The sequence below is a fragment of the Roseateles paludis genome (genome assembly GCF_039872745.1).
In the GTDB taxonomy this organism is placed as follows: domain Bacteria; phylum Pseudomonadota; class Gammaproteobacteria; order Burkholderiales; family Burkholderiaceae_C; genus Pelomonas; species Pelomonas paludis.
On the sequence record NZ_JBDPZD010000002.1, the window covers coordinates 673,923 to 697,689 of the forward strand.

28 protein-coding genes, 1 tRNA gene and 1 riboswitch are annotated in these 23,767 nt (G+C 68.0%); of the genes, 12 read left to right on the top strand and 17 right to left on the bottom strand.

Annotated elements, in window-relative coordinates; genetic code table 11:
• Window positions 1-76: 76 nt before the first annotated feature.
• The 12 genes from ABDJ85_RS09050 to ABDJ85_RS09105 all read left to right on the top strand — a co-directional run bounded on the left by ABDJ85_RS09050 (window position 77) and on the right by ABDJ85_RS09105 (window position 7,719).
• Window positions 77-862 (top strand): substrate-binding periplasmic protein, encoded by a 786-nt coding sequence (locus tag ABDJ85_RS09050; protein WP_347704430.1) that lies wholly within the window; start codon window positions 77-79, stop codon window positions 860-862.
• Between the two features lie 57 nt (window positions 863-919).
• A complete protein-coding gene (locus tag ABDJ85_RS09055; protein WP_347704431.1) occupies window positions 920-1,138 on the top strand; it encodes a CopG family transcriptional regulator in 219 nt (72 codons plus the stop codon).
• Window positions 1,135-1,563 (top strand): PIN domain-containing protein, encoded by a 429-nt coding sequence (locus ABDJ85_RS09060; protein WP_347704432.1) that lies wholly within the window; start codon window positions 1,135-1,137, stop codon window positions 1,561-1,563. The genes ABDJ85_RS09055 and ABDJ85_RS09060 overlap by 4 nt, the downstream gene beginning before the upstream one ends.
• Entirely contained in the window at window positions 1,560-2,642 is a 1,083-nt protein-coding gene (gene hisC / locus ABDJ85_RS09065; RefSeq protein WP_347704433.1) for a histidinol-phosphate transaminase, read from the top strand. Before ABDJ85_RS09060 ends, hisC begins: the two co-directional genes overlap by 4 nt.
• On the top strand, window positions 2,639-3,232 hold the full coding sequence (hisB, locus tag ABDJ85_RS09070) for an imidazoleglycerol-phosphate dehydratase HisB (protein ID WP_347704434.1): 594 nt from the start codon (window positions 2,639-2,641) through the stop codon (window positions 3,230-3,232). The genes hisC and hisB overlap by 4 nt, the downstream gene beginning before the upstream one ends.
• 1 nt (window position 3,233) lies before the next feature.
• On the top strand, window positions 3,234-3,881 hold the full coding sequence (gene hisH / locus ABDJ85_RS09075) for an imidazole glycerol phosphate synthase subunit HisH (protein ID WP_347704435.1): 648 nt from the start codon (window positions 3,234-3,236) through the stop codon (window positions 3,879-3,881).
• 63 nt (window positions 3,882-3,944) lie between these two features.
• A complete protein-coding gene (hisA, locus tag ABDJ85_RS09080; RefSeq protein WP_347704436.1) occupies window positions 3,945-4,691 on the top strand; it encodes a 1-(5-phosphoribosyl)-5-[(5-phosphoribosylamino)methylideneamino]imidazole-4-carboxamide isomerase in 747 nt (248 codons plus the stop codon).
• 148 nt (window positions 4,692-4,839) lie between these two features.
• Complete coding sequence (gene hisF, locus ABDJ85_RS09085) at window positions 4,840-5,619, top strand: imidazole glycerol phosphate synthase subunit HisF (RefSeq protein ID WP_347704437.1); 780 nt, start codon at window positions 4,840-4,842, stop codon at window positions 5,617-5,619.
• 7 nt (window positions 5,620-5,626) lie between these two features.
• Window positions 5,627-6,187, top strand: a complete 561-nt coding sequence (gene rsmD / locus ABDJ85_RS09090) for a 16S rRNA (guanine(966)-N(2))-methyltransferase RsmD (RefSeq protein ID WP_347704438.1) — start codon at window positions 5,627-5,629, stop codon at window positions 6,185-6,187.
• Complete coding sequence (gene coaD, locus ABDJ85_RS09095) at window positions 6,184-6,687, top strand: pantetheine-phosphate adenylyltransferase (protein ID WP_347704439.1); 504 nt, start codon at window positions 6,184-6,186, stop codon at window positions 6,685-6,687. Before rsmD ends, coaD begins: the two co-directional genes overlap by 4 nt.
• Before the next feature lie 3 nt (window positions 6,688-6,690).
• Window positions 6,691-6,942 (top strand): YfhL family 4Fe-4S dicluster ferredoxin, encoded by a 252-nt coding sequence (locus ABDJ85_RS09100; RefSeq protein WP_347704440.1) that lies wholly within the window; start codon window positions 6,691-6,693, stop codon window positions 6,940-6,942.
• A gap of 108 nt (window positions 6,943-7,050) precedes the next feature.
• On the top strand, window positions 7,051-7,719 hold the full coding sequence (locus ABDJ85_RS09105) for a hypothetical protein (RefSeq protein WP_347704441.1): 669 nt from the start codon (window positions 7,051-7,053) through the stop codon (window positions 7,717-7,719).
• Between the two features lie 285 nt (window positions 7,720-8,004).
• On the opposite strand, the gene ABDJ85_RS09110 is transcribed toward ABDJ85_RS09105, so the two are convergent.
• The 17 genes from ABDJ85_RS09110 to ABDJ85_RS09190 form a co-directional block, all read right to left on the bottom strand.
• Window positions 8,005-8,712: a molybdopterin-dependent oxidoreductase gene (locus ABDJ85_RS09110; protein WP_347704442.1), complete on the bottom strand. Its 708-nt coding sequence runs from the start codon at window positions 8,710-8,712 to the stop codon at window positions 8,005-8,007.
• Between the two features lie 84 nt (window positions 8,713-8,796).
• The gene (locus ABDJ85_RS09115) at window positions 8,797-9,237 is read right to left on the bottom strand and encodes a hypothetical protein (RefSeq protein WP_347704443.1); all 441 of its coding nucleotides are present in this window, start codon (window positions 9,235-9,237) and stop codon (window positions 8,797-8,799) included.
• Between the two features lie 11 nt (window positions 9,238-9,248).
• The gene (locus tag ABDJ85_RS09120; protein WP_347704878.1) at window positions 9,249-10,313 is read right to left on the bottom strand and encodes a S1/P1 nuclease; all 1,065 of its coding nucleotides are present in this window, start codon (window positions 10,311-10,313) and stop codon (window positions 9,249-9,251) included.
• A 2-nt stretch (window positions 10,314-10,315) separates the two neighbouring features.
• Entirely contained in the window at window positions 10,316-11,776 is a 1,461-nt protein-coding gene (locus tag ABDJ85_RS09125) for a cobyric acid synthase (protein WP_347704444.1), read from the bottom strand.
• A 65-nt stretch (window positions 11,777-11,841) separates the two neighbouring features.
• Window positions 11,842-12,645 (bottom strand): DUF5677 domain-containing protein, encoded by an 804-nt coding sequence (locus ABDJ85_RS09130; protein WP_347704445.1) that lies wholly within the window; start codon window positions 12,643-12,645, stop codon window positions 11,842-11,844.
• A gap of 81 nt (window positions 12,646-12,726) precedes the next feature.
• Window positions 12,727-13,482 carry an ABC transporter ATP-binding protein gene (locus ABDJ85_RS09135; RefSeq protein WP_347704446.1) on the bottom strand — a complete coding sequence of 252 codons (756 nt, stop codon included), beginning with the start codon at window positions 13,480-13,482 and terminating at the stop codon, window positions 12,727-12,729.
• Complete coding sequence (locus tag ABDJ85_RS09140) at window positions 13,479-14,459, bottom strand: FecCD family ABC transporter permease (protein WP_347704447.1); 981 nt, start codon at window positions 14,457-14,459, stop codon at window positions 13,479-13,481. Before ABDJ85_RS09140 ends, ABDJ85_RS09135 begins: the two co-directional genes overlap by 4 nt.
• Window positions 14,456-15,313 carry an ABC transporter substrate-binding protein gene (locus ABDJ85_RS09145; protein ID WP_347704448.1) on the bottom strand — a complete coding sequence of 286 codons (858 nt, stop codon included), beginning with the start codon at window positions 15,311-15,313 and terminating at the stop codon, window positions 14,456-14,458. The genes ABDJ85_RS09140 and ABDJ85_RS09145 overlap by 4 nt, the downstream gene beginning before the upstream one ends.
• Entirely contained in the window at window positions 15,310-17,184 is a 1,875-nt protein-coding gene (locus tag ABDJ85_RS09150; protein WP_347704449.1) for a TonB-dependent receptor plug domain-containing protein, read from the bottom strand. The genes ABDJ85_RS09145 and ABDJ85_RS09150 overlap by 4 nt, the downstream gene beginning before the upstream one ends.
• 75 nt (window positions 17,185-17,259) lie before the next feature.
• Window positions 17,260-17,493: riboswitch (cobalamin riboswitch) on the bottom strand.
• Window positions 17,489-17,959, bottom strand: coding sequence for a hypothetical protein (locus tag ABDJ85_RS09155; RefSeq protein WP_347704450.1), 471 nt, complete (start codon window positions 17,957-17,959; stop codon window positions 17,489-17,491). Its footprint overlaps the riboswitch before it by 5 nt.
• Before the next feature lie 14 nt (window positions 17,960-17,973).
• The gene (gene pth / locus ABDJ85_RS09160) at window positions 17,974-18,621 is read right to left on the bottom strand and encodes an aminoacyl-tRNA hydrolase (RefSeq protein WP_347704451.1); all 648 of its coding nucleotides are present in this window, start codon (window positions 18,619-18,621) and stop codon (window positions 17,974-17,976) included.
• A gap of 68 nt (window positions 18,622-18,689) precedes the next feature.
• On the bottom strand, window positions 18,690-19,316 hold the full coding sequence (locus ABDJ85_RS09165) for a 50S ribosomal protein L25/general stress protein Ctc (protein WP_347704452.1): 627 nt from the start codon (window positions 19,314-19,316) through the stop codon (window positions 18,690-18,692).
• 79 nt (window positions 19,317-19,395) lie between these two features.
• Window positions 19,396-20,358, bottom strand: a complete 963-nt coding sequence (locus ABDJ85_RS09170; RefSeq protein WP_347704453.1) for a ribose-phosphate pyrophosphokinase — start codon at window positions 20,356-20,358, stop codon at window positions 19,396-19,398.
• Window positions 20,359-20,440: 82 nt separating this feature from the next.
• A tRNA-Gln gene (locus ABDJ85_RS09175) sits at window positions 20,441-20,517 on the bottom strand.
• A 40-nt stretch (window positions 20,518-20,557) separates the two neighbouring features.
• Complete coding sequence (gene ispE / locus ABDJ85_RS09180) at window positions 20,558-21,466, bottom strand: 4-(cytidine 5'-diphospho)-2-C-methyl-D-erythritol kinase (protein WP_347704454.1); 909 nt, start codon at window positions 21,464-21,466, stop codon at window positions 20,558-20,560.
• The gene (locus tag ABDJ85_RS09185; RefSeq protein WP_347704455.1) at window positions 21,450-21,986 is read right to left on the bottom strand and encodes a lipoprotein insertase outer membrane protein LolB; all 537 of its coding nucleotides are present in this window, start codon (window positions 21,984-21,986) and stop codon (window positions 21,450-21,452) included. The genes ispE and ABDJ85_RS09185 overlap by 17 nt, the downstream gene beginning before the upstream one ends.
• Window positions 21,983-23,758, bottom strand: coding sequence for a tetratricopeptide repeat protein (locus tag ABDJ85_RS09190; protein ID WP_347704456.1), 1,776 nt, complete (start codon window positions 23,756-23,758; stop codon window positions 21,983-21,985). Before ABDJ85_RS09190 ends, ABDJ85_RS09185 begins: the two co-directional genes overlap by 4 nt.
• Between the last annotated feature and the right edge of the window lie 9 nt (window positions 23,759-23,767).

The window sequence follows — 23,767 nt, forward strand, 5'->3', positions numbered from 1 at the left end:
CTAGATGGGTGGGTTAGGTCGTCGCAGTTTTTTGCTCGCAGGCGCGGGCGCCAGCACGGGCGCCAGGGCCTTGCCCATGCAGCTGCGCGTGCCCTTCCTGGGCGATGGCGTGCAGGCCGATCAGCCCTACCCCGCCCAGCTGCTGCAGCGCGCGTTTGAAGCCGCAGGCCGCTCGGTCGCGCTCCACCCAGCGCCGTTCGCCTTGCCGCAGGCCCGGGCCTTGTTGTCGCTCGGGCGCCAGGAGGGTGGGCTGGACGTGCTCTGGTGCCTGACCTCGGCGCGACGCGAGGCCGCTGCCCGGCCCGTCCGGGTGCCCATCGACAAAGGCCTGGTCGGCTGGCGCCTGCTGCTGGCCCGGCCCGAGCTGGCGGCCAGGCTCGCGGCCGTGCGCTCCCTGGCCGAGCTCAAAGCCTTCCGGCTCGTGCATGGGCTGGACTGGCCGGACACCCAGGTGCTGCAGGACGCCGGCCTCAAGGTGACCACCTCGGGCAACTTCGACGCCATGTTCCGCCAATTGCAGCTGGGCCGCGTGGACGCCTTCCCGCGCTCCATCGCCGAGATCTGGAACGAGGCCAAGCGCTTTGAAGCCGAGTTCGTCGTCGTGCCCGAGATTGCGCTCAGCTACCCGGCCGCCGTCTACTTCTTCGTGGCCCCCGAGCGCCCCGACCTCGCCAGCACCATCGAGCAAGGCCTGCAGCGCCTGATCGCCAGCGGCGAGTTCGACCGCTTCTTCCTCAGCCAACACCAAAGCTACCTGCAACTGGCGCAGCTCAACCACCGCCACGTACTGCCGCTGCACAACGGCCGGCTGCCGCCGCAAACACCCACCGAGCGGCCGGAATTCTGGTTCCAGCCCCTTTGAGTGACGCGCCAAAGACACGAACCTCGTGCAACACGAACTTCGTGATACACTGACTTCGTGAAAAACGTGACTGTCTCGATGGACGACGCCGTGGCCGAGTGGGCCCGGCTGGAGGCCGCGCGGCAGAACACCAGCGTCTCGCGCCTGCTGGGCGAGGTGCTGCTCGACAAGATGCGCCACGACGACGCCTACGAGCGCGCCTTCCAGGACTGGATGCACCGCGAGCGCAGCTGGGCGTCTGACGGCAGCCCCTACCCGCCCCGGAGCGGCTTGTGAGCGACCCCGTCTTCATCGACACCAGCGTCTTGCTCGCCAGCGAGGACGGCGCGCGGCTGCCTGAGCGCCAGCAGGTGCTGGCCTGGCTGCAGATGCTGTGGTCCACCCGCACAGGCCGGCTCTCCACCCAGGTGCTGCAGGACTTCTACGTCACCGCCACGCGCCGCCTCACACCGCCCATGCCCCAGGGCGACGCCCGAGCCGAGGTGCGCCGCTACCAGCACTGGCAGCCCTGGGCGCCAGACCAGGCCACCGTCGAATCGGCCTGGTCGCTGGAAAGCCGCTTCAGCCTCCCCTTTGCCGACGCCCTGATCGTGGCCGCCGCCAAGGCCCAGGGCTGCACCCGTCTGCTCAGCCTCGCACTGCCGCACGACGCGCAGTTCGACAGCGTCCAGGTTCTCAACCCACTGCTCATCGCCCCATGACTGCCCGCCTTGACCAAGCCCTCGCCCGCATCCGGCCCGACGTGCGCGCCTCGCACGCCTACCAGGTGCAGCCGAGCCATGGCGTCGTCAAGCTCGACATCATGGAGAACCCCTTCCGCCTGCCCCTGCCGCTGCAGCTCAAGCTAGGCAGCCGCCTCGGCGCCGTGGCGCTGAACCGCTACCCGGCCGAGCGCACGGGCGAGCTGGCCGCTGCCCTGCTGGCCCACTCCGGCGCCCCAGCGGGCACCGGCATCACCCTCGGCAATGGCTCGGACGAGCTCATCAGCCTGCTCACCGTGGCCCTGGCCCAGCCCGGCGCCACCGTGCTCTCGCCCGTGCCCAGCTTCGTCATCTACGAGATGTGCGCCGGCCAGCAGCGCCTGCCCTTTGTGGGCGTGCCGCTGCGGGCGCAGGACTTTGAGCTGGACACCGAGGCCATGCTGGCCGCCATCGAGCAGCACCAGCCCGCCCTGGTCTACCTGTCCTACCCCAACAACCCCACCGGCAACCTCTGGGACGCCGAGGCCATCGAGCGCATCGTGCAGGCCGCGCCTGGCATCGTGGTCATGGACGAGGCCTACCAGCCCTTTGCCGCGCAGGACAGCCTCGACCTGATGGCCCGCTACCCGCACGTACTGGTGATGCGCACCATGAGCAAGTTCGGCCTGGCCGGCGTGCGCATTGGCTACCTGCTCGGCCACCCCGCCTTGACGGGCGAGATCGAGAAGCTGCGCCCGCCCTTCAACGTCAGCGTGCTCAACGCCGAGGCCGGCTTCTTTGCGCTGGAGCACGCCGCCGTCTACGCCGAGCAGGCCGCCACCTTGCGGCTTGAGCGCGAACGCGTGTTTGCCGCCTTGCAAAGCCTGCAGGGCATCGAGCCCTGGCCCAGTCAGGGCAACATGATCCTGGCCCGCGTGCGCGACGCGGCCGCCACCTTCAGCAAACTGAGGGCGGCGGGCATCCTGATCAAGAACGTCTCCGCCGCCCATCCCCTGCTTTCCAACTGCGTCCGCATCACCATCGGCACGCCCGAGGAAAATACGCTCCTGCTCCAAGCGCTTCCAGGCTCCCTGACATGAACGCACGCATTGCCGAAGTCGTCCGCAACACCCGCGAGACCCAGATCCGTGTCCGCGTCAATCTCGACGGCAGTGGCCAGTCCAAACTCGCCACCGGCATCGGGTTCTTCGACCACATGCTCGACCAGATTGCCCGCCACGGGATGATCGACCTCGACATCGATGCCAAGGGCGACCTCCACATCGACGGCCACCACACCGTCGAGGACGTCGGCATCACCCTCGGTCAGGCCGTGGCCCAGGCCCTGGGCGACAAAGCCGGCCTCACCCGCTACGGCCACAGCTATGTGCCGCTGGACGAGGCGCTGTCGCGCGTGGTGATCGACCTCTCCGGCCGTCCCGGCCTGACGATGGACGTCAACTTCACCTCGGGCGCCATCGGCGGCTTCGACACGCAACTCGCCTTCGAGTTCTTCCAGGGTTTCGTCAACCACGCCCTCGCCACGGTGCACGTCGACAACCTCAAGGGCCACAACGCCCACCACCAGTGCGAGACCATCTTCAAAGCCTTCGGCCGTGCCCTGCGCATGGCCGCCACGGCCGACCCGCGCTCGGCCGGTGTGATTCCTTCGACCAAGGGCACGCTCTGAGATGAGCCGTACCGTTGCTGTTGTTGACTACGGCATGGGCAACCTGCGCTCCGTGTCGCAGGCCGTCATCCATGCCGCGCAAAGCGCCGAGGTCGAGGTGGTCATCACCTCCAAGCCCGAGGACGTCTTTGCCGCCGAGCGCATCGTGCTGCCCGGCCAGGGCGCCATGCGCGACTGCATGGCCGAACTGAAGAACTCCGGTCTGCAAGAGGCGGTGCTCCACGCCGCCGCCAACAAGCCGATGCTGGGTGTGTGCGTGGGCATGCAGATGCTGCTGGACCACAGCGAAGAGCAGGACACCCCCGGCCTCGGTCTCATCCCCGGCCGCGTGCAGCGCTTCCAGCTTGAGGGCCGACTGCAAGACGACGGCAGCCGCTACAAGGTGCCCCAGATGGGCTGGAACCGCGTGCACCAAACGCTGGCCCACCCCTGCTGGGACGGCATCCCCGACGCCAGCTGGTTCTACTTCGTCCACAGCTACTACGCCAGCACCGGCTCGCCCACCCACAGCGCCGGTGAGACCGACTACGGCGCTCGCTTTACCTGTGCGGTGGCCCGGGATAACATTTTTGCGACCCAGTTCCACCCCGAAAAAAGTGCCGCCCTGGGCCTCGCGCTCTACCGCAATTTCCTCCTATGGAAACCGTGATCCGCTGACGCTGGATCCTGCGCGCGCTTTCCCATCCCCCCTCGTCTCCTTCCTACCTCGGCCATGCTGCTGATCCCTGCCATCGACCTGAAAGACGGTCGCTGTGTCCGCCTCAAACAAGGCGACATGAACGACTCCACCACCTTCGGTGAGGACCCCGCCGCCATGGCCCGTCGCTGGGTCAACGCCGGTGGGCGTCGCCTGCACCTCGTGGACCTGAACGGTGCCTTCGCTGGCAAGCCCGTCAACGAGGCCGCCATCAAGGCCATCATCAAAGAGGTGGGTGACGAGATCCCCGTGCAGCTGGGCGGGGGCATCCGTGACCTCGACACCATCGAGCGCTACCTTGACGACGGCCTCAGCTACGTGATCATCGGCACCGCCGCCGTCAAGAGCCCCGGCTTCCTCAAGGACGCATGCACGGCCTTCGGCGGCCACATCATGGTCGGCCTTGATGCCAAGGACGGCAAGGTCGCCACCGACGGCTGGAGCAAGCTCACCGGCCACGAGGTCGTGGACCTGGCCAAGAAGTTCGAGGACTACGGCGTCGAAGGCATCATCTACACCGACATCGGCCGCGACGGCATGCTCACCGGCATCAACATCGACGCCACCGTCAAGCTCGCCCAAGCGCTCAGCATCCCCGTCATCGCGTCGGGTGGCCTCTCGAACATGGCCGACATCGAAGCCCTGTGCGGCGTCTACAGCGAAGGCGTGGAGGGCGTGATCTGCGGCCGCTCCATCTACACCGGCGCCCTCGACTTCGCTGCCGCGCAGGCGCGGGCTGACGAGCTGATGGCCGAGAAATGAAGCCCCCGGTCCAGCGAGTACGCTGGCCCGCCCCCCGTGGGGGCGTCGAGGCTTGGCGGCTCGACCGCCAAGCCAGTCGCCATGACGGGCCGGCTTGGGGCGGCCCGGCGCTCGGCCCGCAAGTCGCTCTCCTGGGATCACTCTGACCATGCTCGCCAAACGCATCATTCCCTGCCTCGACGTCACCGCCGGCCGTGTCGTCAAGGGCATCAACTTCGTCGGTCTGCGTGACGCGGGTGACCCTGTCGAGATCGCTGCCCGCTACAACGAGCAGGGCGCCGACGAGCTCACCTTCCTCGACATCACCGCCACCAGTGATGGCCGTGACCTGATCCTGCACATCATTGAAGACGTGGCCAGCCAGGTCTTCATCCCGCTGACCGTGGGCGGTGGCGTGCGCAGCGTGGCCGATGTGCGGCGCCTGCTCAATGCCGGGGCCGACAAGGTCTCCTTCAACTCCGCCGCCGTGGCCGAGCCCGAGCTGATCCGCGCCGCGAGCGACCGCTACGGCGCCCAGTGCATCGTCGTCGCCATCGACGCCAAGCGCCGCCATGGTGACGACCTCGCGGCCCGTGGCCCCGGTTGGGACGTCTACACCCACGGCGGCCGCAAGAACGTGGGCCTCGACGCGGTGGCCTGGGCGCGCCAGATGGCCGAGTTCGGCGCCGGCGAGATCCTGCTCACCAGCATGGACCGCGACGGCACCAAGAGCGGCTTTGACCTCGAACTCACCCGCGCCGTGTCCGACGCCGTCTCCGTCCCCGTCATCGCCTCCGGCGGCGTCGGCGGCCTGGAGGATTTGGCCGACGGCATCACCAAGGGCGGCGCCGACGCCGTGCTGGCCGCCAGCATCTTCCACTTTGGCCAGCACACGGTGGGTGAAGCCAAGGCATTGATGGCCGCTCGCGGCATCCCCGTGCGGACCTGAGCCCTCCATGGGTGAGATCAGGATCATCGGCGGGCAATGGAAACGCTCCAAGCTGCCCGTGCCCGACGCCCCCGGCCTGCGCCCCACGAGCGACCGCGTGCGCGAAACCCTCTTCAACTGGCTGGGCCAAACGCTTGCCGGCTGGCAGGTGCTGGACGCCTTTGCCGGCAGCGGCGCCCTGGGCTTTGAAGCCGCGTCGCGTGAAGCCGCATCCGTGGTGATGCTGGAGCGCGATGCCAAGCTGGCCGCCGCGCTGCGTGCCAGCCAGCAGCGGCTCAAGGCCGGCGCCATCGAGATCCACAGCACCGACGCCCTCGGCTGGATGCGTGCCGGCCCACGCGGCCGGTTTGACCTCATCCTGCTCGACCCGCCCTTTGCCGCCCAGCTGCATGCGGCGGCCATCGACGCTGCCCTGCCCCTGCTGGCGCCCGGTGGCTTGCTCTATGTCGAGTCACCAGAGTCCCTTTCCGCCCTGCCCTGCCCCGCAGGCTTTTCCATCTGGAAGCAAGGGCGGGCCGGCGCTGTGCACTACGGTTTGCTGCGCCAGGACGACAATCTCGCCCCATGACGCCGCTCACCGCCATCTACCCCGGCACCTTCGACCCCATCACCCTGGGCCACGAAGACCTGATGCGCCGCGCCGCCGGGATGTTCGGCCGCCTGGTGCTGGCCGTGGCAGCGGGCCACCACAAGCGCACCTTCTTCTCGCTCGATGAGCGGCTCAGCATGGCACGCGAAGTAGCGGCGCCGCTGGGCAATATCGAAGTCCATGCGTTCGACGGCCTGCTGCGCGACTTCGTCCGCAGCCATGGCGGCCGTGTCGTCGTGCGCGGGCTGCGCACCGGCGGCGACTTTGAGTATGAGTTTCAGATGGCCGGCATGAACCGCAGCCTGATGCCCGAGGTCGAAACCGTCTTCCTCACCCCGGGCGACAAACACCTCTACACCTCCAGCACCTTCGTGCGCGAGATCGCCACCCTGGGTGGCGAGGTGTCGCAATTCGTATCGCCCGGCGTGCATGCGCGCATCGTGGATCGGGTGCGCGAGCGCCAGGCCGAAAGGGGCTGAGCCATGGCCCTGATGATCACGGACGAGTGCATCAACTGCGACGTCTGCGAACCCGTCTGCCCCAACCAGGCCATCGCCATGGGCGCGGAGATCTATGAGATCGACCCCGCCAAATGCACCGAGTGCGTGGGCCACTTTGACGAGCCCCAGTGCGTGTCGCTCTGCCCCGTGGCCTGCATCCCGGTGAACCCCGCCCACGTCGAAGACCGCGAGACCCTGCTGCAGAAGTACCAGCGCCTGGCCGTCACGAGCTGAGCGCCGTCACGTCGCTGCGATTGCGAGGGCTGGCTGTCTCGGGTATACCGGGGCAACGCCCCAGGTCCGTCGGATTCGCCGGCCGGCCCAGGCCCCCAGAGAGCCCTCATGCCGACACCCGCTGCCAGCCCAGACCCCGCGTGCTCAGGACTGAGCAATTCCGAGCGCGCCGCCCTGATAGGTGTCGCGGGCGTTGCCACCACCTTGGCCTTCAACGGCCTCGTCATCCTCCATGCCAGGCGCCAGCTCCGGGACAACCTGATCACGGCGCTGCGCAGCGATGTCCGCTCCATCGTCCAGGCCTTCCACCTGACGCACATCGTCAAGGCCTACGTCTTCGCCGCCAGCCTGCGCCAACTCGATGCCACCACCCTGGCCGGCTACGACACGGCTCGCGAGGAAACCTACTTCAAGCTCTACGAGTCCCTGTCACCGCAGCTCGGGACCCTGCCCCAGGACCTGGCCCGCGAGGTGGTCCGCTTCTATACCTTTTTGCACGTCTCCCGCGATGCCGCCAAGCCCTTGATGGCCATGGCCAGCAAGACACCGGACCTGGTGCGCTTCCACATCCACACCGGCAATGTCCTGATCGCGCTGCGTGAGGTGCTGCTCGCGGCAGTCCAGGTGCTGGGCAAAAAGTACAGCCGACAGCGCAGCAGCGACGAAGGCGCCGCACTCGCCTCCCGCTTGCTGGCCGAGGTCAACGCCGCCATCAAGGGCCTCGAAACGCACTACGGTCATCCAGCGCCAACGCTCCAGGCGCCTGCCTCGCCCTGAACGCACAGGGGCCGGTTGCGGCTTGAGACGCTTGGTCACGGTAAGCGGACGCCCCTTGCGCCTAGAGTGGCCCAACGAGGAGAAACGGCCATGAGCCTCTTGGGACAACCCGGCAACCGCGCGCACCGGCAGACGCGGTCGCTGTTTCAGCAGTTGAGCTTGCCTCTTGACACACCAAGCGGCGCACCGGGCGATGCAACGTCGCCGCTGGCCGCTTCGCGAGCGCCCGTTCTGGGCCGTGGCAACAGCCGCGAGCCTGCCAGCCAGGCAAGCGGGCGTAGCCCCTCAGCGCTGTCCCTCGCCAGCGCCTGAGTTCAGCGGCGCCGGGCCTGTCGCCGCGCGGGCAAAGGTCGCCACCGTGCTGGCGATCAGTGGCCGGTACAGCCAGCGCAAGAGCCAGCCCGGCAGCGCACGGCCTCGCTCCTCCAAGGCCACCCGCGCGCGCGGGTGGTCCATGAAGCGCAAGCCCGAAACCGCATAGCCCTCCTGCGGCCGCCGGAACTCCAGCCGGCACAGGTACTTCATCGACTTGTAGCCATAGTGGCCAGGCACCACCAGCCGCAAGGGCGCCCCGTGGTCCATGGTCAGCGGCTCACCGTTCAGCCGGTCGGCCAGCAGCACCTCTGGCGCCAGCAAGTCCTCCAGCGGCAAGGCCGTGCGAGCGCCATCCTGCCCGCGCATCGCCACCAAGGTCGCGTCCGGGTCGTGCCGGGCCTGCGGATGCAGCACCTGCCAGTAGAGGTCCGAGAACCGGACGCCCTCCCAGCGCAGCGATCGCACGCTCCAGGTCGTCACGCAGTGGAAGTCGCTTTGCACCTCGGCGCGCTCCAAGCCCTCAAACACATCCTGCAACTGCAGCACCTGCTGGACATGGCCACAGACCTCCAGCGATCGGCTGTGCGTCTGGCGCGGGAACCGCTTGGCAAAGGGCGTCAGGCCAAACCGATGAAAGGCCTCAACCGCCCGCTGGCCAGGTGGCAACTTTGATTCCATCGTGCGTCCTCAACGTGGCGAGGCCGAGTATCTGGCGCCGCAGGCGGCCGTACTGGCGCGCAGGAGACAGGCTGTGCGCGTGGCTCAAGTCCGCTTGGCGAACTCAAAGCTGCGGCTCTCCTTGGTCACCGGGTCGGTGACGGACACCGAGACCTTGAGCTTTGCCACAACACCAGCATCCGCACGCGTGGCGGCTTCTTCGAGCACTGAACCGATCAGCTTGTTGATCAGCTCCACATGCTTGTCCTCGGCGGTGATCATCAGCACCACGCTCTGCGCCGCCTCGCCGCGCTTGTTCACGAAGCTGATGAGGGCTGAGAGCAGGCGGTTGCCGCGCGGGTTGAGGTCGGCCTCGCTGCCGATGCGGATCATCGAGACCAGTTGCCAGGCGGGCGGCTCACTGCCCTTGAGCTGGCCCTCGAAGGCGGTGAACCCAGGCATGAAAGACGGCGCCGCCTGGGCCAGCACGGGGCCTTGCGCCAACAGCGCCAATACGAGGACAGAAGTAGAGCGAGCGAGACTCATTGATCGCAGATTCAGTCCGGGAAGATGGCCTTGAGCAGTTGCGCCAGCCGCGCACCGGCACGCGTCAGCTGCTCACGCTTGATCGCCAGCATCCGGGCCTCGTAGGCCTCGGAGAGCCGCACCGTCCAGAGCTGACCCTGGCGGGCAGAGAACTCCAGGCCGTCAAAGGCCACGCGGGCCTGCTCCAGGGTGTCGTTGAAGATCAGCTCGGGCCAGGCGCTGGGCTCGCCGGCCAAGGCCGGCTGCTTGGCTGCGGCTGCCACCCAGGCGGCGTCCACATGGGTCGGGCCCAGTGGGCCACTACCGTCGTCCCACACCGTGTGCAGGTTGGGCGGCCTGAAGCCCGCCGCGTACTCGGCAATGCTGGCCGGCTTGTCGGCCGTCACCAGCTTGAGGATGCGGTTGCCGCCGATGGTGTGGGTGCTGGCGTCAAAGCCGCTCTTCTCGGGGTCCACCGGGTGGCCATCGGCGTCCAGGTAGACCGAGCCCACATGCAGCGGCTGGTGCAGGTCGCCCACAAAGTGCACCAGCATCAGCAGCGCTTCGCGCGGGCCCTTGAGGTTGTAGGCCGCAGGCGCCGGCTGGCCCTGCAGCACCTTGACCGCCGTGCGCGCAGCGCCGACGAGGTCGTACTCCCGCGTGCCCGTGAAGCCCAGCTCGTAGCGGCTGCGCTGCACCGGCATGTTCACGTAGTGGGCTTGCTTGTGGCAGTTCTCGTTGCCCTCGGCCGTGCCGCATTGCAGGTCGATGCGGCGCACAAAGTCGGCCATCTCGGCCAGCAGATCAGGGCGGGCCTCGTACACCGCGCACTCGGCGTAGCGGCCTGTCACGGTGTAGCTGTAGTTGCGGCGCGGGTCGATGCCTTTGACGCAGTCGCCCCAGACGGCCGCGTCCGCCAGGCTCAGCCCGCCCAGCAGCGCCGTCACGCGCGCCTCGGCCGGCGTGCCCTTGATCAGCTCCGCCGCCAGCGTGCCCACGGTCTTGTGGCCATCGCCTGACCAGGCCTGGGCGCCCGTCGCCGCCACGGCCACGCACGCCGCCATGGCCACTCGCATCACACACGCTTGCCACTTCATGATCACGCTGAACTCCTGTCGATCAAGCCTGCAAGTGTGCCTGGGCTGAAGTGACAGTCCACAAAGTCAGCCATCCCGTCAAACACCGCGTCCAGCGGCCGCACCGCCTGGTTGAACAGCGCCTGCAGCACCTGCGGCTGCTCAAAGAGCCCATGCAGGTACACACCCAGCACCGAGCCCTGCTGCCAGCCAATCGGCTCGCCTTCGCCATTCCTCAGCGCCACCGTGGGCGCAGCCAGGCTGGGGTGGGCTTGCGTTTGGCCATGGTGGATCTCGTAGCCCGACACCGCCTGCCCACCCAGCGCACGCCAGGGCCAGGCCAGGGCTTCAAAGCGCGCCTCGCCATGGCGCAGCCGCTTGTCGCGCTCAAAGCAGGTCACCAGGTTCAACAGCCCCAAACCGGCCGCATTGCCGTCCAGGCCGTGCGTATCCACCAGTGCCTCGCCCAGCATCTGCAGGCCACCGCAAATGCCCAGCACAGGCCGGCCCGCATGGGCATGCGCGGCAATCGCGGCATCAAGCCGCTGCGCACGCAGCCAGGCCAGATCCGCCGCCGTGGACTTGGAGCCCGGCAGCACGATCCAATCCGCCCCCTGCAGTTCGCGCGGCGTGCGCGCCCACACCAGGCGCAGGCCCGGCATCTGGCGCAGCGGCTGCAACTCATCGAGGTTGGAGACTCGCGGGTAGGCCACCACGGCCACGGTCAGACCTTGGCCAGAAGGTGCGGTGTCGAAGATGCCATCCTCCTCCGGCAAGCCATGCTCGCGCCACATCGGCAAGGTGGCCAGCGTGGGCACGCCCGTCAGCTGCTGCAACTGCTCAGGCCCCGGCGCCAGCAAGCGCGCGTCGCCCCGGAAGCGGTTCAACACAAAGCCTTTGATCTGCGCGCGCACATCCGCCGGCATCAGCTGGTGCGTGCCGTAGAGGTGGGCAAAGGCGCCGCCCCGGTCGATGTCCGTCACCAGCAGGCAGCGCGCCTGCGAGGCCCGCGCGGTGAAGAGGTTCACGTAGTCGCTGTCCGCCAGATTGATCTCGGCCGGCGAGCCCGCGCCCTCGATCACGACCAGATCGTTCTCCGCCATCAGCTCATGCAGCGCAGCTTCAGCACGGGGCCACAGCAGGCCGCTGCGCTCGCGCCAGGGCATGCGCGACAGTGCTTCATCCACCTCGCCCAGCACCACCACCTGGCTCTGCGTGTCCGCCTCGGGCTTGAGCAGCACCGGGTTCATGCGCACCTCGGGCGTGCGCCGCGCCGCCAGGGCCTGGAAGTACTGCGCACTGCCAATCTCGCCCACCCGGCCCCCCACCCCCGCCGCCACCCGCGCGTTGTTGCTCATGTTCTGCGCCTTGAACGGCGCCACCTTGAGCCCCTGCCGCGCGTACCAGCGGCACAGCGCTGTGGCCAGCCAGCTCTTGCCGGCACCGCTGGTGGTGCCGAGGATCATGAGGGCTCTGGTGGTCATCGAGGAAATTGGGGGACGCCGTCTTGCACAGACCATCTGACCGTCACTGAGGGGTGTCCCCTGGTTCAGTCCGCTCCGCCTACAACTTCGAATAGCAGCGTCATTCGACGGCGCACTTGCTGCAAACACATCGAGTCGACGATTGGCAAAGTCTGAAATGCCGCCTCAAGTGAAATGAGCGTTGCTTCTATGGCGGTGCACGGCACATCAGAGAGGCCATCGTCGTCCGGGCCGTAACGAAGATGATCAACGTCGCTCGCATCCGCCTGGATAAGCACCTCTCCGATATCTCGAACATTTGCATGCGCCGCCTCACTCAGCAATGCGTAGGCTGTGTTGTATAGGTCCATCAACTCAGCCTGCTCGGCAAACCACTGAGTGCCGATTTCGCGAATACCCTTCTCGGCAATCGCGTCGTTCACCTCCTGCTTGAGCCTGGTGACCTGTTCCATTTCTAAAGCCGATAGCTCAACGGATTTCAACGCACTTAGCTTGTTCAAGAACTTCCGGCGATGACATTCGTCTGACTGCACATACCGGTTGGCAACCTCCACAGATTTACTCACTGCGACGATTCGAAAGGTGACTTCGAGAACCTTTCGAACCAGCAATTTGGCTTCCGAAGCAAGGCCAATCTGCCCGGTCAATACGGCACCTTGAAAGGCGGTCAACAGCCTGGGCAAAAGCGCGGCGATGAGGACCTGCTGGATATCCGACGATCTGATGGTGGTCGAGAAAATCAGGCGATTGGCACAGACGTTCAGCTCCCGACACAGACCGATCGTCGACATGTGCTTCAGCCGGATGCCAGCGGTCGCAAGGTGAATCCAGTCGTCGAGAAACATCTCGTCGGTGAGAGCTTGTGTCATGGTCTCGATACAGATGGTCCTGTGCCCATTGTTCGCCAACCCACAGCATTCCGGTCTTCTGTACGGCGACGAACTTTCAAATCACCTCACCACCACCACCCACCTCCCCCCATGCGGCACCAGCTCCAGCCGCCCACCAAACACGCGCATCAGCGCCTCATGGCTCTCCGGCGCGCTGGGTGGGGCGTGGCTGACGATGCGGCCGGCGTCCATGACGACGAGTTGGTCGGCGGCGAGGGCGATGTTGAGTTCGTGCAGCACGCTCACCACCGTGCGCCCTTGAGCGACGAGATCGCGGACGCCGCTTTGCCATTCGGCCTGGTGGGGCGGGTCGAGGTGGGCCAGGGGTTCGTCGAGCAGGGTCACGGCCGCTTGCACGGCCAGCACGCGGGCGAGCAGCACGCGTTGGCGCTCGCCGCTGGAGAGGCTGGCCAAGCGGCGGTGGCGCCAGGGCCAGCATTGCAGAGCCTGCATGGCGGCCTCGACGGCGGCGTGGTCAGCCGGGCTGGGCGGGGCCAGCCAGGCGCGGTGCGGCAGGCGGCCGAGCATGACCACGTCGTGGGCGGTGAGGTCGTCAGCGCCGGGCTCTTGCGGGCCCATCCAGGCAAGTTCACGGGCGCGCTCGGCGGCGGGCCAGTGGCCGAGGGCACGCCCCTGCAACTGCACCTCGCCCTCGGGTTTGAGCAGGCCGGCCAGCACGCGCAGCAGGCTGGACTTGCCCGCGCCATTGGGGCCGACGATGGCCGTCCAGGCGCCGGGCTGCAGGCGCAGATCGATGCCATGCAGGATCTCGGCGCCCTCGATGCGCAGGCGGGCGATGCGGGCATGCAGGCTCATCGCCGGGGCCCTCCGCGCCGGTACAGCAGCACCAGCAGATAGCCGCCGCCAAGCAAGGCGGTGACGAGGCCCACGGGCAGCTCCTGCGGCGCGAGCAGGCCGCGCGCGAGCACGTCGGCCGCCAGCAGCAGCGCGCCGCCAGCCAGGGCCGAGAGCAGCACCAGGGCACCGTGCCGCGCAGGCGTGGCGGCACGCACCAGGTGAGGTGCCACGAGGCCCACAAAGGCCACGATGCCCGTCTGCGCCACGGCCGCGCCCGTGGCCAGCGCAAAGGCGCCGATCAAGATGAGGCGCATGCGCGCCAGCGGCACGCCGAGCGAGCGGGCCGTGGCCTCGCCCAGGGCCAGGGCATCAAGCGCCGGGCTGGCGGCCCAGGCGGCGAGGCCCGCCACCAACACCGCGCCGCCCATGATGGCCACGCTGGGCCAACCCAGCAGCGCCGTGTTGCCCAGCAAAAAGGCCTGCATGCCACGCAGGATGTCGGGCGCGCGCAGGGTGACGAGGTCGGTGCACGCATTGAGCACCACGCCGACGATGACGCCGGCCAGCAGCAGGCGCAGGGTCTGCTCCACGCCACGCGCCAGCAGCAGGGTGAGGCCCACGCCCAGCAGCGTGCCCACAAAGGCCATGCCCGTGAGGCCGAGCAGCCCGACGGTGCCGCTGGCTTGCAGGCTCAGGCCGGTGAGCGCCAGCGTGAGCGCAACGGCAAGCCCAGCGCCGGCCGCGCTGCCCAGCAGATACGGGTCGGCCAGCGGGTTGCGAAAGAGGCCCTGCGCCGTGGCGCCCGCCAAGCCCAGCAGCGCCCCCGCACACCAGGCGCCGAGCGAGCGCGGCAGGCGGATCTGCCAGAGGATGAGTGAGGCGCCGTCGTCCTGCAGGCCCAGCAAGCCGCTGCTGCCGACCAGCACGCCAGCGACGATGAGCAGCACGCCCAAGGCCAGCAGCCCAAGCACGAGCGAGCCAGCCTTGAGGTTCATGACGCGAACTTCTCTTTGAGGCACCTCGCCACGATCTGCGCGGCCTCGGCCATCCGGGGGCCGGGGCGGGCAAGCACGTCGCCCTCTTCGTTGCTGAAGGTGCAGATGCGGCCGGTGCGGACGGCGTCGATCTGCGCCCAGCCGGGCCGCTGGGCCAGGCCCTCGGCGTTGCGGGCGCCAACGAGGATGAGCGCGGGGTTCTGCTGGACGACGAACTCGGGGTTGATCTTGGGAAAGGGCCCGAGCGAGGCGGGCACGATGTTGGCCACGCCGAGGCGCGTGAGCAGTTCGCCCATGAAGGACGGCGGGCCGGCGGCGTAGAGGCCGCTGGACACCTCCCAGTACACGCGCACACCGCGCGCTGCCGGCGGCACGCTGGCCACCGCTGCCGCCGCGCCGGCCTCGGTGCGCTGCCACAGCGCCTCGGCGTCGGGCACGCCCAGCAGGCGACCGAGCAGGCCGAGCACGCGCTGCGCATCGGCGTGGCTGCGCGGCTCCAGCGAGACGACGGTGAGGCCCAAGGCGCGCAGCCGGTCGGTCACGCGGGTGGAGGTGGCAGCGAGCACGAGGTCGGGCTTGAGGGCCACGATCTGCTCGACGTGCGTGTCGTCGATGCCACCGACCTCGGGCAGGGCTTTCACCTGCTTGGGGTGGTTGGAGTAGCGGTCCACGCCCACGAGGCGGTCACAGGCACCCAAGGCGCAGACCGACTCGGTGAGCGAAGGCAGCAGGCTCACCACGCGCCTTGCGGGCGCGGCGAGCCGGCTGGTGTGGCCCAGGTCGTCGCGCAGCTCGATGCCGGCTGACCATGTGGGCAGCGCGATGCACAACAGGAGCGCGACGAGTGCTTTCACAGCTGCGGGCTCCAGCGCAGGCTGAGCACCACGGTGCGCGGCTGCGAGGCAAAGCCACCGGCGGTTTGGTAGTCGCGGTTAGTGGCGTTGTCGATGTTGACTTGCAGCTTCAAGTCCTTTTGCAGCCGGTAGGCCGCGTCCAGCGTGACGAGGGCGTAGCCGGCGAGTGGCTTGGTGTTGGCGGCATTGTCAAAGCGTTGGCCAGCGGCCTGCACGCCGGCACCAATCTGCCAACCGGCCAGTTCGGTGTCGGCACGCAAGGTGGCCAGGCGCTTGGCGCGGCGAGCGAGCAGTTTGCCGGTGCTGGCGTCCGTGGGCGACTGGAAGTCCAGCGTGGCCGACAGGTTCACCACCCCGAGGCGCGCACGGCCGGCGAGGCTGGTGCCCTTGAGCAGCGCCTGCGAGACGTTCTCGTAGCAACCAAAGCTGCTGCCACAGCTGCCCGCCGCGCCAAAGACGATGAGATTGCCGACACGGTTGCGGTAGGTGGTGATGCTGGCTTCGTGGTCGCCCAGCGCGAACTTGAGGCCGATCTCGGCGTTGTGGCCGCGCTCGGCATCCAGGGCCTTGACGCCGGGTTTGCTGAGGTCAGGGCCATAGACGCTGCCGCGCTGGTAGAGCGTGGGGGCGCGGAAGGCGTTGCCCACCGAGCCGACAACACGCAGCGCGGGCGTGAGCGCGTAGCCCGCCAACAGCGTGCCAGTGTTGACGCCGCCGAACTGGCTGTCGTCATCGTGGCGCGCGTGCAGTTGCAGGTTGAGTGCGCCAGCGTTCATCAGCCACCCGAGGCCGAGGGCGTTCTGGGCGCGGTCATCAACACCGCCGGCCACGAGACCGGAGTTGTCGAGGTGTTCCGTGGTGCGCTCAAGCGCGAAGTTGAGCTGCTGGCCGGCACCCAGTCGGTAGGAGCCGGTCAGCGCGGTATTGCGGATGCGGGTCTCGGTCTGGTAGGGCGAGGGGCGGGTCTCGTAGCGGTCGCGCGACTCGCCGACGCTGAGCTGGGTCTGCAGCGCAGCACTCCACTGTGCCGACCAGGACAGGCGCATGGCACGGGTGTCCTGAAACGTGTGATCGTCGTTGGTGGGCGAGAACTTGGAGGCGTCGTACTGGCTGTTGAGGTGGTTCTTGAGGAAGACCAGTTCAGCGCGGTGCTCGCTGGAGAGCTGGGCCCCGAGGCGGGCGGTGGCCTGGTGCTTGCGGTAGCCATCGGTATCGGGCACGTAGCTGAAGGAGCCGGGCACGTCGAGCGTGGCGTTGAAGCCGGTGCTGCGATCGAGGGCGGCGCTGAGCGCGTAGTCAAAGATGCCATCGCGGCCAGTGACGGCAGCGTCGAGCTTGCGGATACCGAGGTTGCCTGCGCCCAAGCCCAGGTCGACCTGCGGGGCCGACGTGGCCTTACGGGTGAAGACCTGCACCACACCGCCGACGGCATCGCTGCCGTAGATGGCGCTGGCCGGGCCCTTGAGCACCTCGACGCGCTCGATCTGCGCGATGGGGATGTTGTTCCAGGCGGGGCCGCCGGTGGCTTGTGAGTCGACGCGCACGCCGTCGATGAGCAGCAGGGTATGGCGCGTCTCGGCGCCGCGCAGGTAGAGCGAAGTGGTGCCGGCGGGGCCGCCGTTGCGGCTGAACTCGGCGCAGCCGCTGGCGCGCAGCAGGTCAGCGAGGCTGGCGGCGGCCATGCGCTCGATGTCGGCGCGGGTGATGACGGTGAGGTCAGCCAGCACATCGGCCAGGCGCTGCGGCGAGCGCGTGGCGGTGGTGACGACGGTTTCGAGTTGGTTGGGAGCCGCGGCGTGCGCAGACAGCGCCAGCGCCACGGAGGTGAGGGCGAACAGCGACCGACGGGCCGCGAAGAGTGGGTTGGACATGGAAAAGAGACAGGCACGATCACGCCAGAGCGCTTTCCCACGCAGCGCGCTGGCAAACGGTGGCACGCCAGAAGGCGCACCACCCCGTCGTTGGCCGGTATCCGGGCTGGCGGCGTGCGCTCTGCGCCTTCCCAAAGCAGGAGCTTCAGTGGCTTGTCGTGCAGGGCTGTGAGGCGATATGCCTCGTCCGCTTACCGTTGCGGGGACAGCTCAGGTTAGGTTTGCCGCGCGGCGGCGCCCCCTCCTGATTCCCGTTGAACTGCAGCCGGCATGAAGCCGACCGCGAGCACCAACGGGGCGGAGTTTATCGCTGGGGTTTCGGACCAAGCGCAGGGTTGGCCGCAGGAGCTTGAGCGGCATCAAGCTTGCCAGCCTCGGCGGGCTTGGCCGCTTTTGCTTTGGGGCGCTTGGGGGCCTTGGGTGCCTTCTTGGTGGGCGATGCGGCTGAGGCTGCCGAGGCTGGGGTTTGCGGGCCGATGACGGCGGCGCGGGCGTTGGCCTTGAGGTCGCGTGCCTCCTGGGCTTTGCGCTCTTTCTCCAGCTGCTTGGCCTCGCGAGCGTCGGCCTGCTGGCGCTCGCGGGCGGCGCGGGCATCAGCGTTGCTGGGCTGGTCGAACTGAACGGTGTCGGCCGCGCCGCCTGCCGGGCAAGGCGCGTCACGCAGGTCCTTCCCCTCGGGGCCGCAGCGGTAGATGGGGGTCTCCTTGCGCTGCGTTTGCGCCTGGCTGGCCGAGGTGATCACAAGCAGGGTGAGCAAGGCAGCAAACAGGCGCATGGCGGGGGCTCCGGTCAGGGCTTGGGATCAGGGGCCGGCGTTGCCGCAGCGGCTTCCGGCTTGCGCGGCGGCTTGGGGCGCGGGGGCTTGGCGTGGATCTTGGCGAGTGCCTTGTCCATGTCGCCGCGCAGCATCAGCTCCAAGGCGGCGTAGCTTTTCTCGATGCAGTCTTCCACGGCCTGGCGCTCGGCCAGGGGCGGCTTGCGCAGCACGTAGCCGGCCACTTCGTCCTTGTGGCCGGGGTGGCCGATGCCGAGGCGCAGGCGCCAGAAGTCACCGGTGCCGAGCTGGGCCTGCATGTCCTTGAGGCCGTTGTGCCCGCCGGTGCCGCCGCCCTTCTTGAGCTTCATCTCGCCGGGGGCAAGGTCCAACTCGTCGTGGATGGCCAGGATCTCGTCGGGCGCGATCTTGAAGAAACGCGCCAGCGCCGCGACCGACTTGCCCGAGAGGTTCATATAGGTCATGGGCTCCAGCAGCCAGATGGGGCCACTGGCACCGGGGGCGCTGTTCACACGCGCCACGAGGCCGTGATAGGCCTTGTCGGGCTGCATCGAGACCTTGAGCCCGCGCGCCACGCCGTCCACCCACCAAAAACCGGCGTTGTGGCGGGTGTCTTCATATTCAGGGCCGGGGTTACCGAGGCCGACAAGGAGGCGAATCATTGGGGCGGAATCCTAAAGAAAAGGGGCCCGCGTGGGGCCCCTTCATTGGGTGGCATTGCCAGGCAAGCTTACTTCTTGCCCTTGCCCTTTTTCTTGTCGTCAGCGGCCGGAGCGGCAGCGGCGACGATGACTTCTTCAGCCGCCGCATCGACCGGAGTGACGATGACGGGGTTGGGCTTGCCGTGCGTCACGACCTTGATGCCGGCGGGCAGCTTGATGTCGTTGACATGCAGCGAGTGGCCACGGGTCAGGCCGGACAGGTCCACCTCGATGAACTCGGGCAGTTGCTGCGCCAGGCAGGTGATCTCGAGCTCGGTGACGACGTGGTTGACCGTGCACTTGTCGGTCTTGACGGCGGGGCTTTCGGCCTCGCCCTTGAAGTGCAGGGGCACCTTCTTGGTGATCTTGGTGGTGGCGTCCACGCGCTGGAAGTCCACGTGCTGGACTTGCGGCTTGTAGGCGTGCATCTGGAAGTCACGCAGCAGCACTTGCGTGACCGTGCCGTTCAGTTCCATGTCGAGCAGGGAGCTGTGGAAGGCTTCCTTCTTGAGGGCGTGGAACAGAGCGTTGTGGTCCAGCTCGATCAGAGCGGGCTCACCGGCGCCATAAACAATACCCGGCACCTTGCCGGCCACACGCAGGCGGCGGCTCGCTCCGGTCCCCTGCAACTTGCGCTCGAAGGCGACAAACTTCATGGTTTTCTCCAAAAAGAGAACAGCGCCCGCGACCAGGCGCCGTTTGATAAACCGTCTTGCGACGGCGACGAAATGCCGATCAGAAGTTGTTGTTCTGCTCTGCAAACAAAGAGGTCACCGACTCACCGTCCGAGATGCGGCGGATGGTTTCGGCGAACAGGAAGGCGACCGACAGCTGGCGGATGTTCTTGCAGGCCTTGGCCGCATCCGACAGCGGGATGGTGTTGGTGATCACGACCTCGTCGAGCTGCGACTGGGCGATGCGCTCGATGGCGGGGCCGGACAGGATGGGGTGGGTGCAGTAGGCGAACACCTGCTTGGCGCCGCGCTGCTTGAGCACCTCAGCCGCCTTCACCAGGGTGCCGGCGGTGTCGATCATGTCGTCCATGATCACGCAGTTGCGGCCTTCGATGTCGCCGATGACGTGCATCACCTCGGACACATTGGCCGCCGGGCGGCGCTTGTCGATGATGGCGAGGTCGCAGCCGAGTTGCTTGGCCAGCGCGCGGGCGCGCACCACGCCGCCAACGTCGGGGCTGACGACGATCAGGTCGCTGTAGTTGCGGCTCTTGAGGTCGGACAGCAGCACCGGGCTGGCGTAAATGTTGTCGACCGGGATGTCGAAGAAGCCCTGGATCTGGTCGGCGTGCAGGTCCATCGTCAGCACGCGCTCGACGCCCACGGTCTCCAGCAGGTTGGCCACGACCTTGGCCGAGATGGGCACGCGGGTAGAGCGCGGGCGACGGTCCTGGCGGGCGTAGCCGTAGTAGGGGATCACGGCGGTGATGCGGCGCGCGCTGGCGCGCTTGAGCGCATCGACCATGATCAGCAGTTCCATCAGGTTCTCGTTCGTCGGCGCGCAGGTGGGCTGCACGACGAACACGTCGCGGGCGCGGACGTTCTGCTGGATCTCGACCGTCACCTCGCCGTCGGAGAAACGACCGACAGCCGCCTTGCCCACTTCGAGACCGAGGTGGTTGGCGATTTCCTGGGCGAGGGCGGGATTGGCGTTGCCGGTAAAGATGACCGTGTTCAGCAGCACTGGGAACCTCTGAGTTTCAGTGGTCCGCTGGAATCACGTGGCCGGATCAGCGGCGGGCAACGAGAGATGGAACAAAGATGTTTGGCAGGGGAGGAAGGACTCGAACCCTCGCATGTCGGAATCAAAATCCGATGCCTTAACCAACTTGGCGACTCCCCTACACGGGTCACAGCCCGAAAGCTGCCACCTGAAACTTGCTTCAGCCGGCCCAGCTCCGCAAAGGGTGCTGATCCAGACTGCGGCAGATTCGTCCGGTCCATCCTGCAGGAAGTTCCTGCAGCAAGGTCGCCAAGGACCGTTCGTCTCTACCATCATCTCCCGCTCCGGACAGCCTGGCGAACACTGCAGCGCCGGAGCCCGTCATGCGGGCATTGCCAAAGCTGGCATCCAGTCTGCGGATCGCCTCAAACACTTCAACACTGATCGCCACGGCAGCCGGCTGCAGGTCATTTCGACCGAAGCCATCCACCAGGTTTTCAAGCGTTTTTGCCTGAGCGGGAAAGCCCGCAACTATAGCTGACTTTTCAGAGTGCGCCAAGAGCGGGCTTGAAAAGATGGCCCGGGTTTCCAGGCCTGCCGGTCCTTTGAGCACCGCAAAGCGCCGCGCCGGCACGGCCAGCGGCGTCAGCAACTCGCCAATGCCCTGGACAAAGGCGGGTTGCCCGCCCAGGAAGAAGGGCACATCCGCCCCGAGCTTGAGCCCGATGGGCATCAGGCGCTCACGCGGCCAGTGCAGGCCCCAGAGCTGGTTGAGCGCCAGCAGGGTGGACGCTGCGTCGGACGAGCCACCGCCCATGCCGGCGCCTGAGGGCAATTGCTTGTCGAGATGGATGTCCACGCCGTGGGTGCAACCGCTCGCCGCCTGCAACGCCCGTGCGGCGCGCACGCAGAGGTCGTCGGCCGGCAGGTCGCCGCCACACAGATCGCCACCACGCAGGTCATGGCGCTGGATCTGGCCGTCGTCGCGCCGCTCGAAGTGCAGGGTGTCAGCCCAGTCGATCAGCACGAAGAGCGACTCCAGCAGGTGGTAGCCGTCGGGCCGCTTGCCCACCACGTGGAGGAAGAGATTCAGCTTGGCCGGGGCGGGCACGTCATGGAGCGCTCGCATCGTTGCCCTCCTCCAGCCGCGCACGCAGCGTCACCGCCGGCGCGGCCAGGCGCTTGGCCACCAGCACACGCTCGGCCTTGCGCGTGGTGTCGATCTGCCAACCGAGTTGCTCAAAGCCGCCGGGCACGGGCACCGAGGGCGCTGCGCCCCAGGGCTCGCCGCGCAGCCAGGCAAAGAGGGCCGCCACGGGGATGGGCTCGCCCAGCAGCTCGCGCGTCAGCTCGTCAAGGTCGGCGAACTCGCGATCCTGCTCGGGCGTCTGGAGCCGTGCGGCCCCCGGCTGCCACTGCGCGCGCGCAGCAATGGCCCCGAGCGGCGTGGTCAGCTCCAGGCTGCCAGCCTCGGGGCCACCGGTGAGTTCAAAGCCAGCGCTGCCGGCGCCACCCTTGGCCCCGCTGCCTTCGACCTGGATGCTGATGCGGCCAGCCAGGCGGGCTGTGGCTTCGGGTTGCACCACCGGCGCGAGGCCTGCGCAGCCTGTGAGCAGCGCCAGAGCAAACAGGAATGCCCAGCGCGTCAAAGCCCAACCTTCAAGCGATCCAGGGTCTCGCGCAGCGCCTCGTTGCGCGCGTCACGGCCCAGGGCCTCGCGCCAGACGCGGCGGGCGTCGTCCTGCTTGCCGCTGACCCACAGCACCTCGCCCAAGTGCGCGGCGATTTCGGCGTCGGGGCGTGCGGCGTGGGCCTGGGTCAGCAGCCGCGTGGCTTCCGCGAGATTGCCGAGCCGGTACTCAACCCAGCCCAGGCTATCGACGATGAAGGGCTCACCCGGCGAAAGCTTGAGCGCCTGCTCGATCAAGGCCTTGGCCTCGGGCAAGCGCAGATTGCGCTCGGCCAGCGAGTAGCCGAGGGCGTTGTAGGCGTGGTGGTGGTCGGCCTTGACGGCGATCACGCGGCGCAGGCGCTCTTCCATCTGGTCGAACTCACCCAGGCGCTCTTCGAGCATGGCCTGCTCGTAGAGGATGTCGGGGTCATCGGGGATGCGCGCATCGATCTGCTTGAGCACGCCCAAGGCGCCGCGCCAATCGCGTTGCTCGCGCAGCAATTGGGCCTCGGCCAGCAGGTGGGTGCGGGCCTCGTCGTCGGAGGCACTGACAGGTGCTTGCAGCAGCGCGCGCGCCTCGGCCAGCTTGTGCTGCCGGGCCAGCAGGCTGGCGCGGCGGTAGCGCACGTCGATCTGCGCGCCCTCGACCTGCGAGAGCCAACGCTCGGCGCCCTTGAGGTCGTCACGCTGCTCGGCCAGCTGGGACAGCAATAGCAAGGCCTGGCGCCGCAACTCGCTGCGGCTGCGCTTGGCCTCCTCAGCAGCTTCGGGCTTGGCCTCGTCCTTGGGCGGTGTGTCCAAACGCTTGAGCACTTCGCGCAGCGCGGCCTCGGCCTCAACAACGTGTCGCAGCTCGGTATCCAGTGCACCGAGGGCCAGCCAGTGGGCCGGCTCGTCGGGGTCGCGTTGCGTGAGCTCGCGGAACTCACGCGCCGCATCGGCCGCACGTTGCATGCGCACCAGCGCACGGGCATAGGCCTGGCGCAAGGCATTGCGGCCGGGCTGGGCTGCCAGACGCTGGGTGATCAAGGCCTCAGCGCCGGGGGCATGGGGCAGCAGGTCCAGCGCCAGGATCATGGCGTCGTCGGCCTCCGGGTAGAGCTCGGCCAGTTGGCGTGCGATGGCTTCGGCCCGCTCAAAGAGGCCAGCGCTCAGGCTCAGGCGGGCCTCGGTGACCAGGGCTGCGGCCTTGAGCTCGCCTTGCTGGGCCTGCAGCACAGGCGCCATCGCAGCGGCCACGCGCTGAGGCTCGGGCGAGCGCTGAAACCATTGCGGCAGCATCGCCAGCGCCGCCAAGCGCTCGGCACTGGTCCCGACGCTGAGCAGGTTGCGCATGGGCTCCACGGCCTCGGCAGGCCGGTTCAGCACCGCCAGCAACTGCACCGTCGATTGCCAGGCATCGGACGAATCCGGGTGGGCCGTTGTCCAGGCCCGCAGCGCGGACAGCGCCTGGTCGCCCGCCCGGGCCTGCACGGCGATCTGCACCACGCGCTTGTACAGGCCCTCGTCGCCGGTGCGGCGGGCGGCATCGAGCAGCACCTGGTAGGCGGTGCCGGTCTCGCCATTGCGCAGTTCCAGCTCGCCAATCAGCAGTTGGTAGAGCAGCGGCGCGTCCAGCTCGGAGTTGATGGGCCTCTCGACGATCGAACGCTCATGCGCCGCCGCGGCCCCGCCGCACATCGCCAACGCGAGCCCGACCACCGCCGAGGCGATGGCAGAGCGAGAACCACGGGACAGGCTGGACGACATGAAGGCTCC

Bases quoted from the DNA above. Each gene is read 5' to 3' on its own strand.
- hisH (WP_347704435.1), top strand. From the start codon at position 3,234: ATGAGCCGTACCGTTGCTGTTGTTGACTACGGCATGGGCAACCTGCGC.
- ABDJ85_RS09125 (WP_347704444.1), bottom strand. From the start codon at position 11,776: ATGACCACCAGAGCCCTCATGATCCTCGGCACCACCAGCGGTGCCGGC.
- pth (WP_347704451.1), bottom strand. From the start codon at position 18,621: ATGATTCGCCTCCTTGTCGGCCTCGGTAACCCCGGCCCTGAATATGAA.
- ABDJ85_RS09120 (WP_347704878.1), bottom strand. From the start codon at position 10,313: ATGAAGTGGCAAGCGTGTGTGATGCGAGTGGCCATGGCGGCGTGCGTG.
- ABDJ85_RS09110 (WP_347704442.1), bottom strand. From the start codon at position 8,712: ATGGAATCAAAGTTGCCACCTGGCCAGCGGGCGGTTGAGGCCTTTCAT.
- ABDJ85_RS09115 (WP_347704443.1), bottom strand. From the start codon at position 9,237: ATGAGTCTCGCTCGCTCTACTTCTGTCCTCGTATTGGCGCTGTTGGCG.
- ispE (WP_347704454.1), bottom strand. From the start codon at position 21,466: ATGCGAGCGCTCCATGACGTGCCCGCCCCGGCCAAGCTGAATCTCTTC.
- hisF (WP_347704437.1), top strand. From the start codon at position 4,840: ATGCTCGCCAAACGCATCATTCCCTGCCTCGACGTCACCGCCGGCCGT.
- hisB (WP_347704434.1), top strand. From the start codon at position 2,639: ATGAACGCACGCATTGCCGAAGTCGTCCGCAACACCCGCGAGACCCAG.
- ABDJ85_RS09150 (WP_347704449.1), bottom strand. From the start codon at position 17,184: ATGTCCAACCCACTCTTCGCGGCCCGTCGGTCGCTGTTCGCCCTCACC.
- ABDJ85_RS09105 (WP_347704441.1), top strand. From the start codon at position 7,051: ATGCCGACACCCGCTGCCAGCCCAGACCCCGCGTGCTCAGGACTGAGC.
- ABDJ85_RS09050 (WP_347704430.1), top strand. From the start codon at position 77: ATGCAGCTGCGCGTGCCCTTCCTGGGCGATGGCGTGCAGGCCGATCAG.
- ABDJ85_RS09155 (WP_347704450.1), bottom strand. From the start codon at position 17,959: ATGCGCCTGTTTGCTGCCTTGCTCACCCTGCTTGTGATCACCTCGGCC.
- ABDJ85_RS09100 (WP_347704440.1), top strand. From the start codon at position 6,691: ATGGCCCTGATGATCACGGACGAGTGCATCAACTGCGACGTCTGCGAA.
- ABDJ85_RS09165 (WP_347704452.1), bottom strand. From the start codon at position 19,316: ATGAAGTTTGTCGCCTTCGAGCGCAAGTTGCAGGGGACCGGAGCGAGC.
- hisA (WP_347704436.1), top strand. From the start codon at position 3,945: ATGCTGCTGATCCCTGCCATCGACCTGAAAGACGGTCGCTGTGTCCGC.
- ABDJ85_RS09130 (WP_347704445.1), bottom strand. From the start codon at position 12,645: ATGACACAAGCTCTCACCGACGAGATGTTTCTCGACGACTGGATTCAC.
- ABDJ85_RS09140 (WP_347704447.1), bottom strand. From the start codon at position 14,459: ATGAACCTCAAGGCTGGCTCGCTCGTGCTTGGGCTGCTGGCCTTGGGC.
- coaD (WP_347704439.1), top strand. From the start codon at position 6,184: ATGACGCCGCTCACCGCCATCTACCCCGGCACCTTCGACCCCATCACC.
- ABDJ85_RS09190 (WP_347704456.1), bottom strand. From the start codon at position 23,758: ATGTCGTCCAGCCTGTCCCGTGGTTCTCGCTCTGCCATCGCCTCGGCG.
- ABDJ85_RS09135 (WP_347704446.1), bottom strand. From the start codon at position 13,482: ATGAGCCTGCATGCCCGCATCGCCCGCCTGCGCATCGAGGGCGCCGAG.
- rsmD (WP_347704438.1), top strand. From the start codon at position 5,627: ATGGGTGAGATCAGGATCATCGGCGGGCAATGGAAACGCTCCAAGCTG.
- hisC (WP_347704433.1), top strand. From the start codon at position 1,560: ATGACTGCCCGCCTTGACCAAGCCCTCGCCCGCATCCGGCCCGACGTG.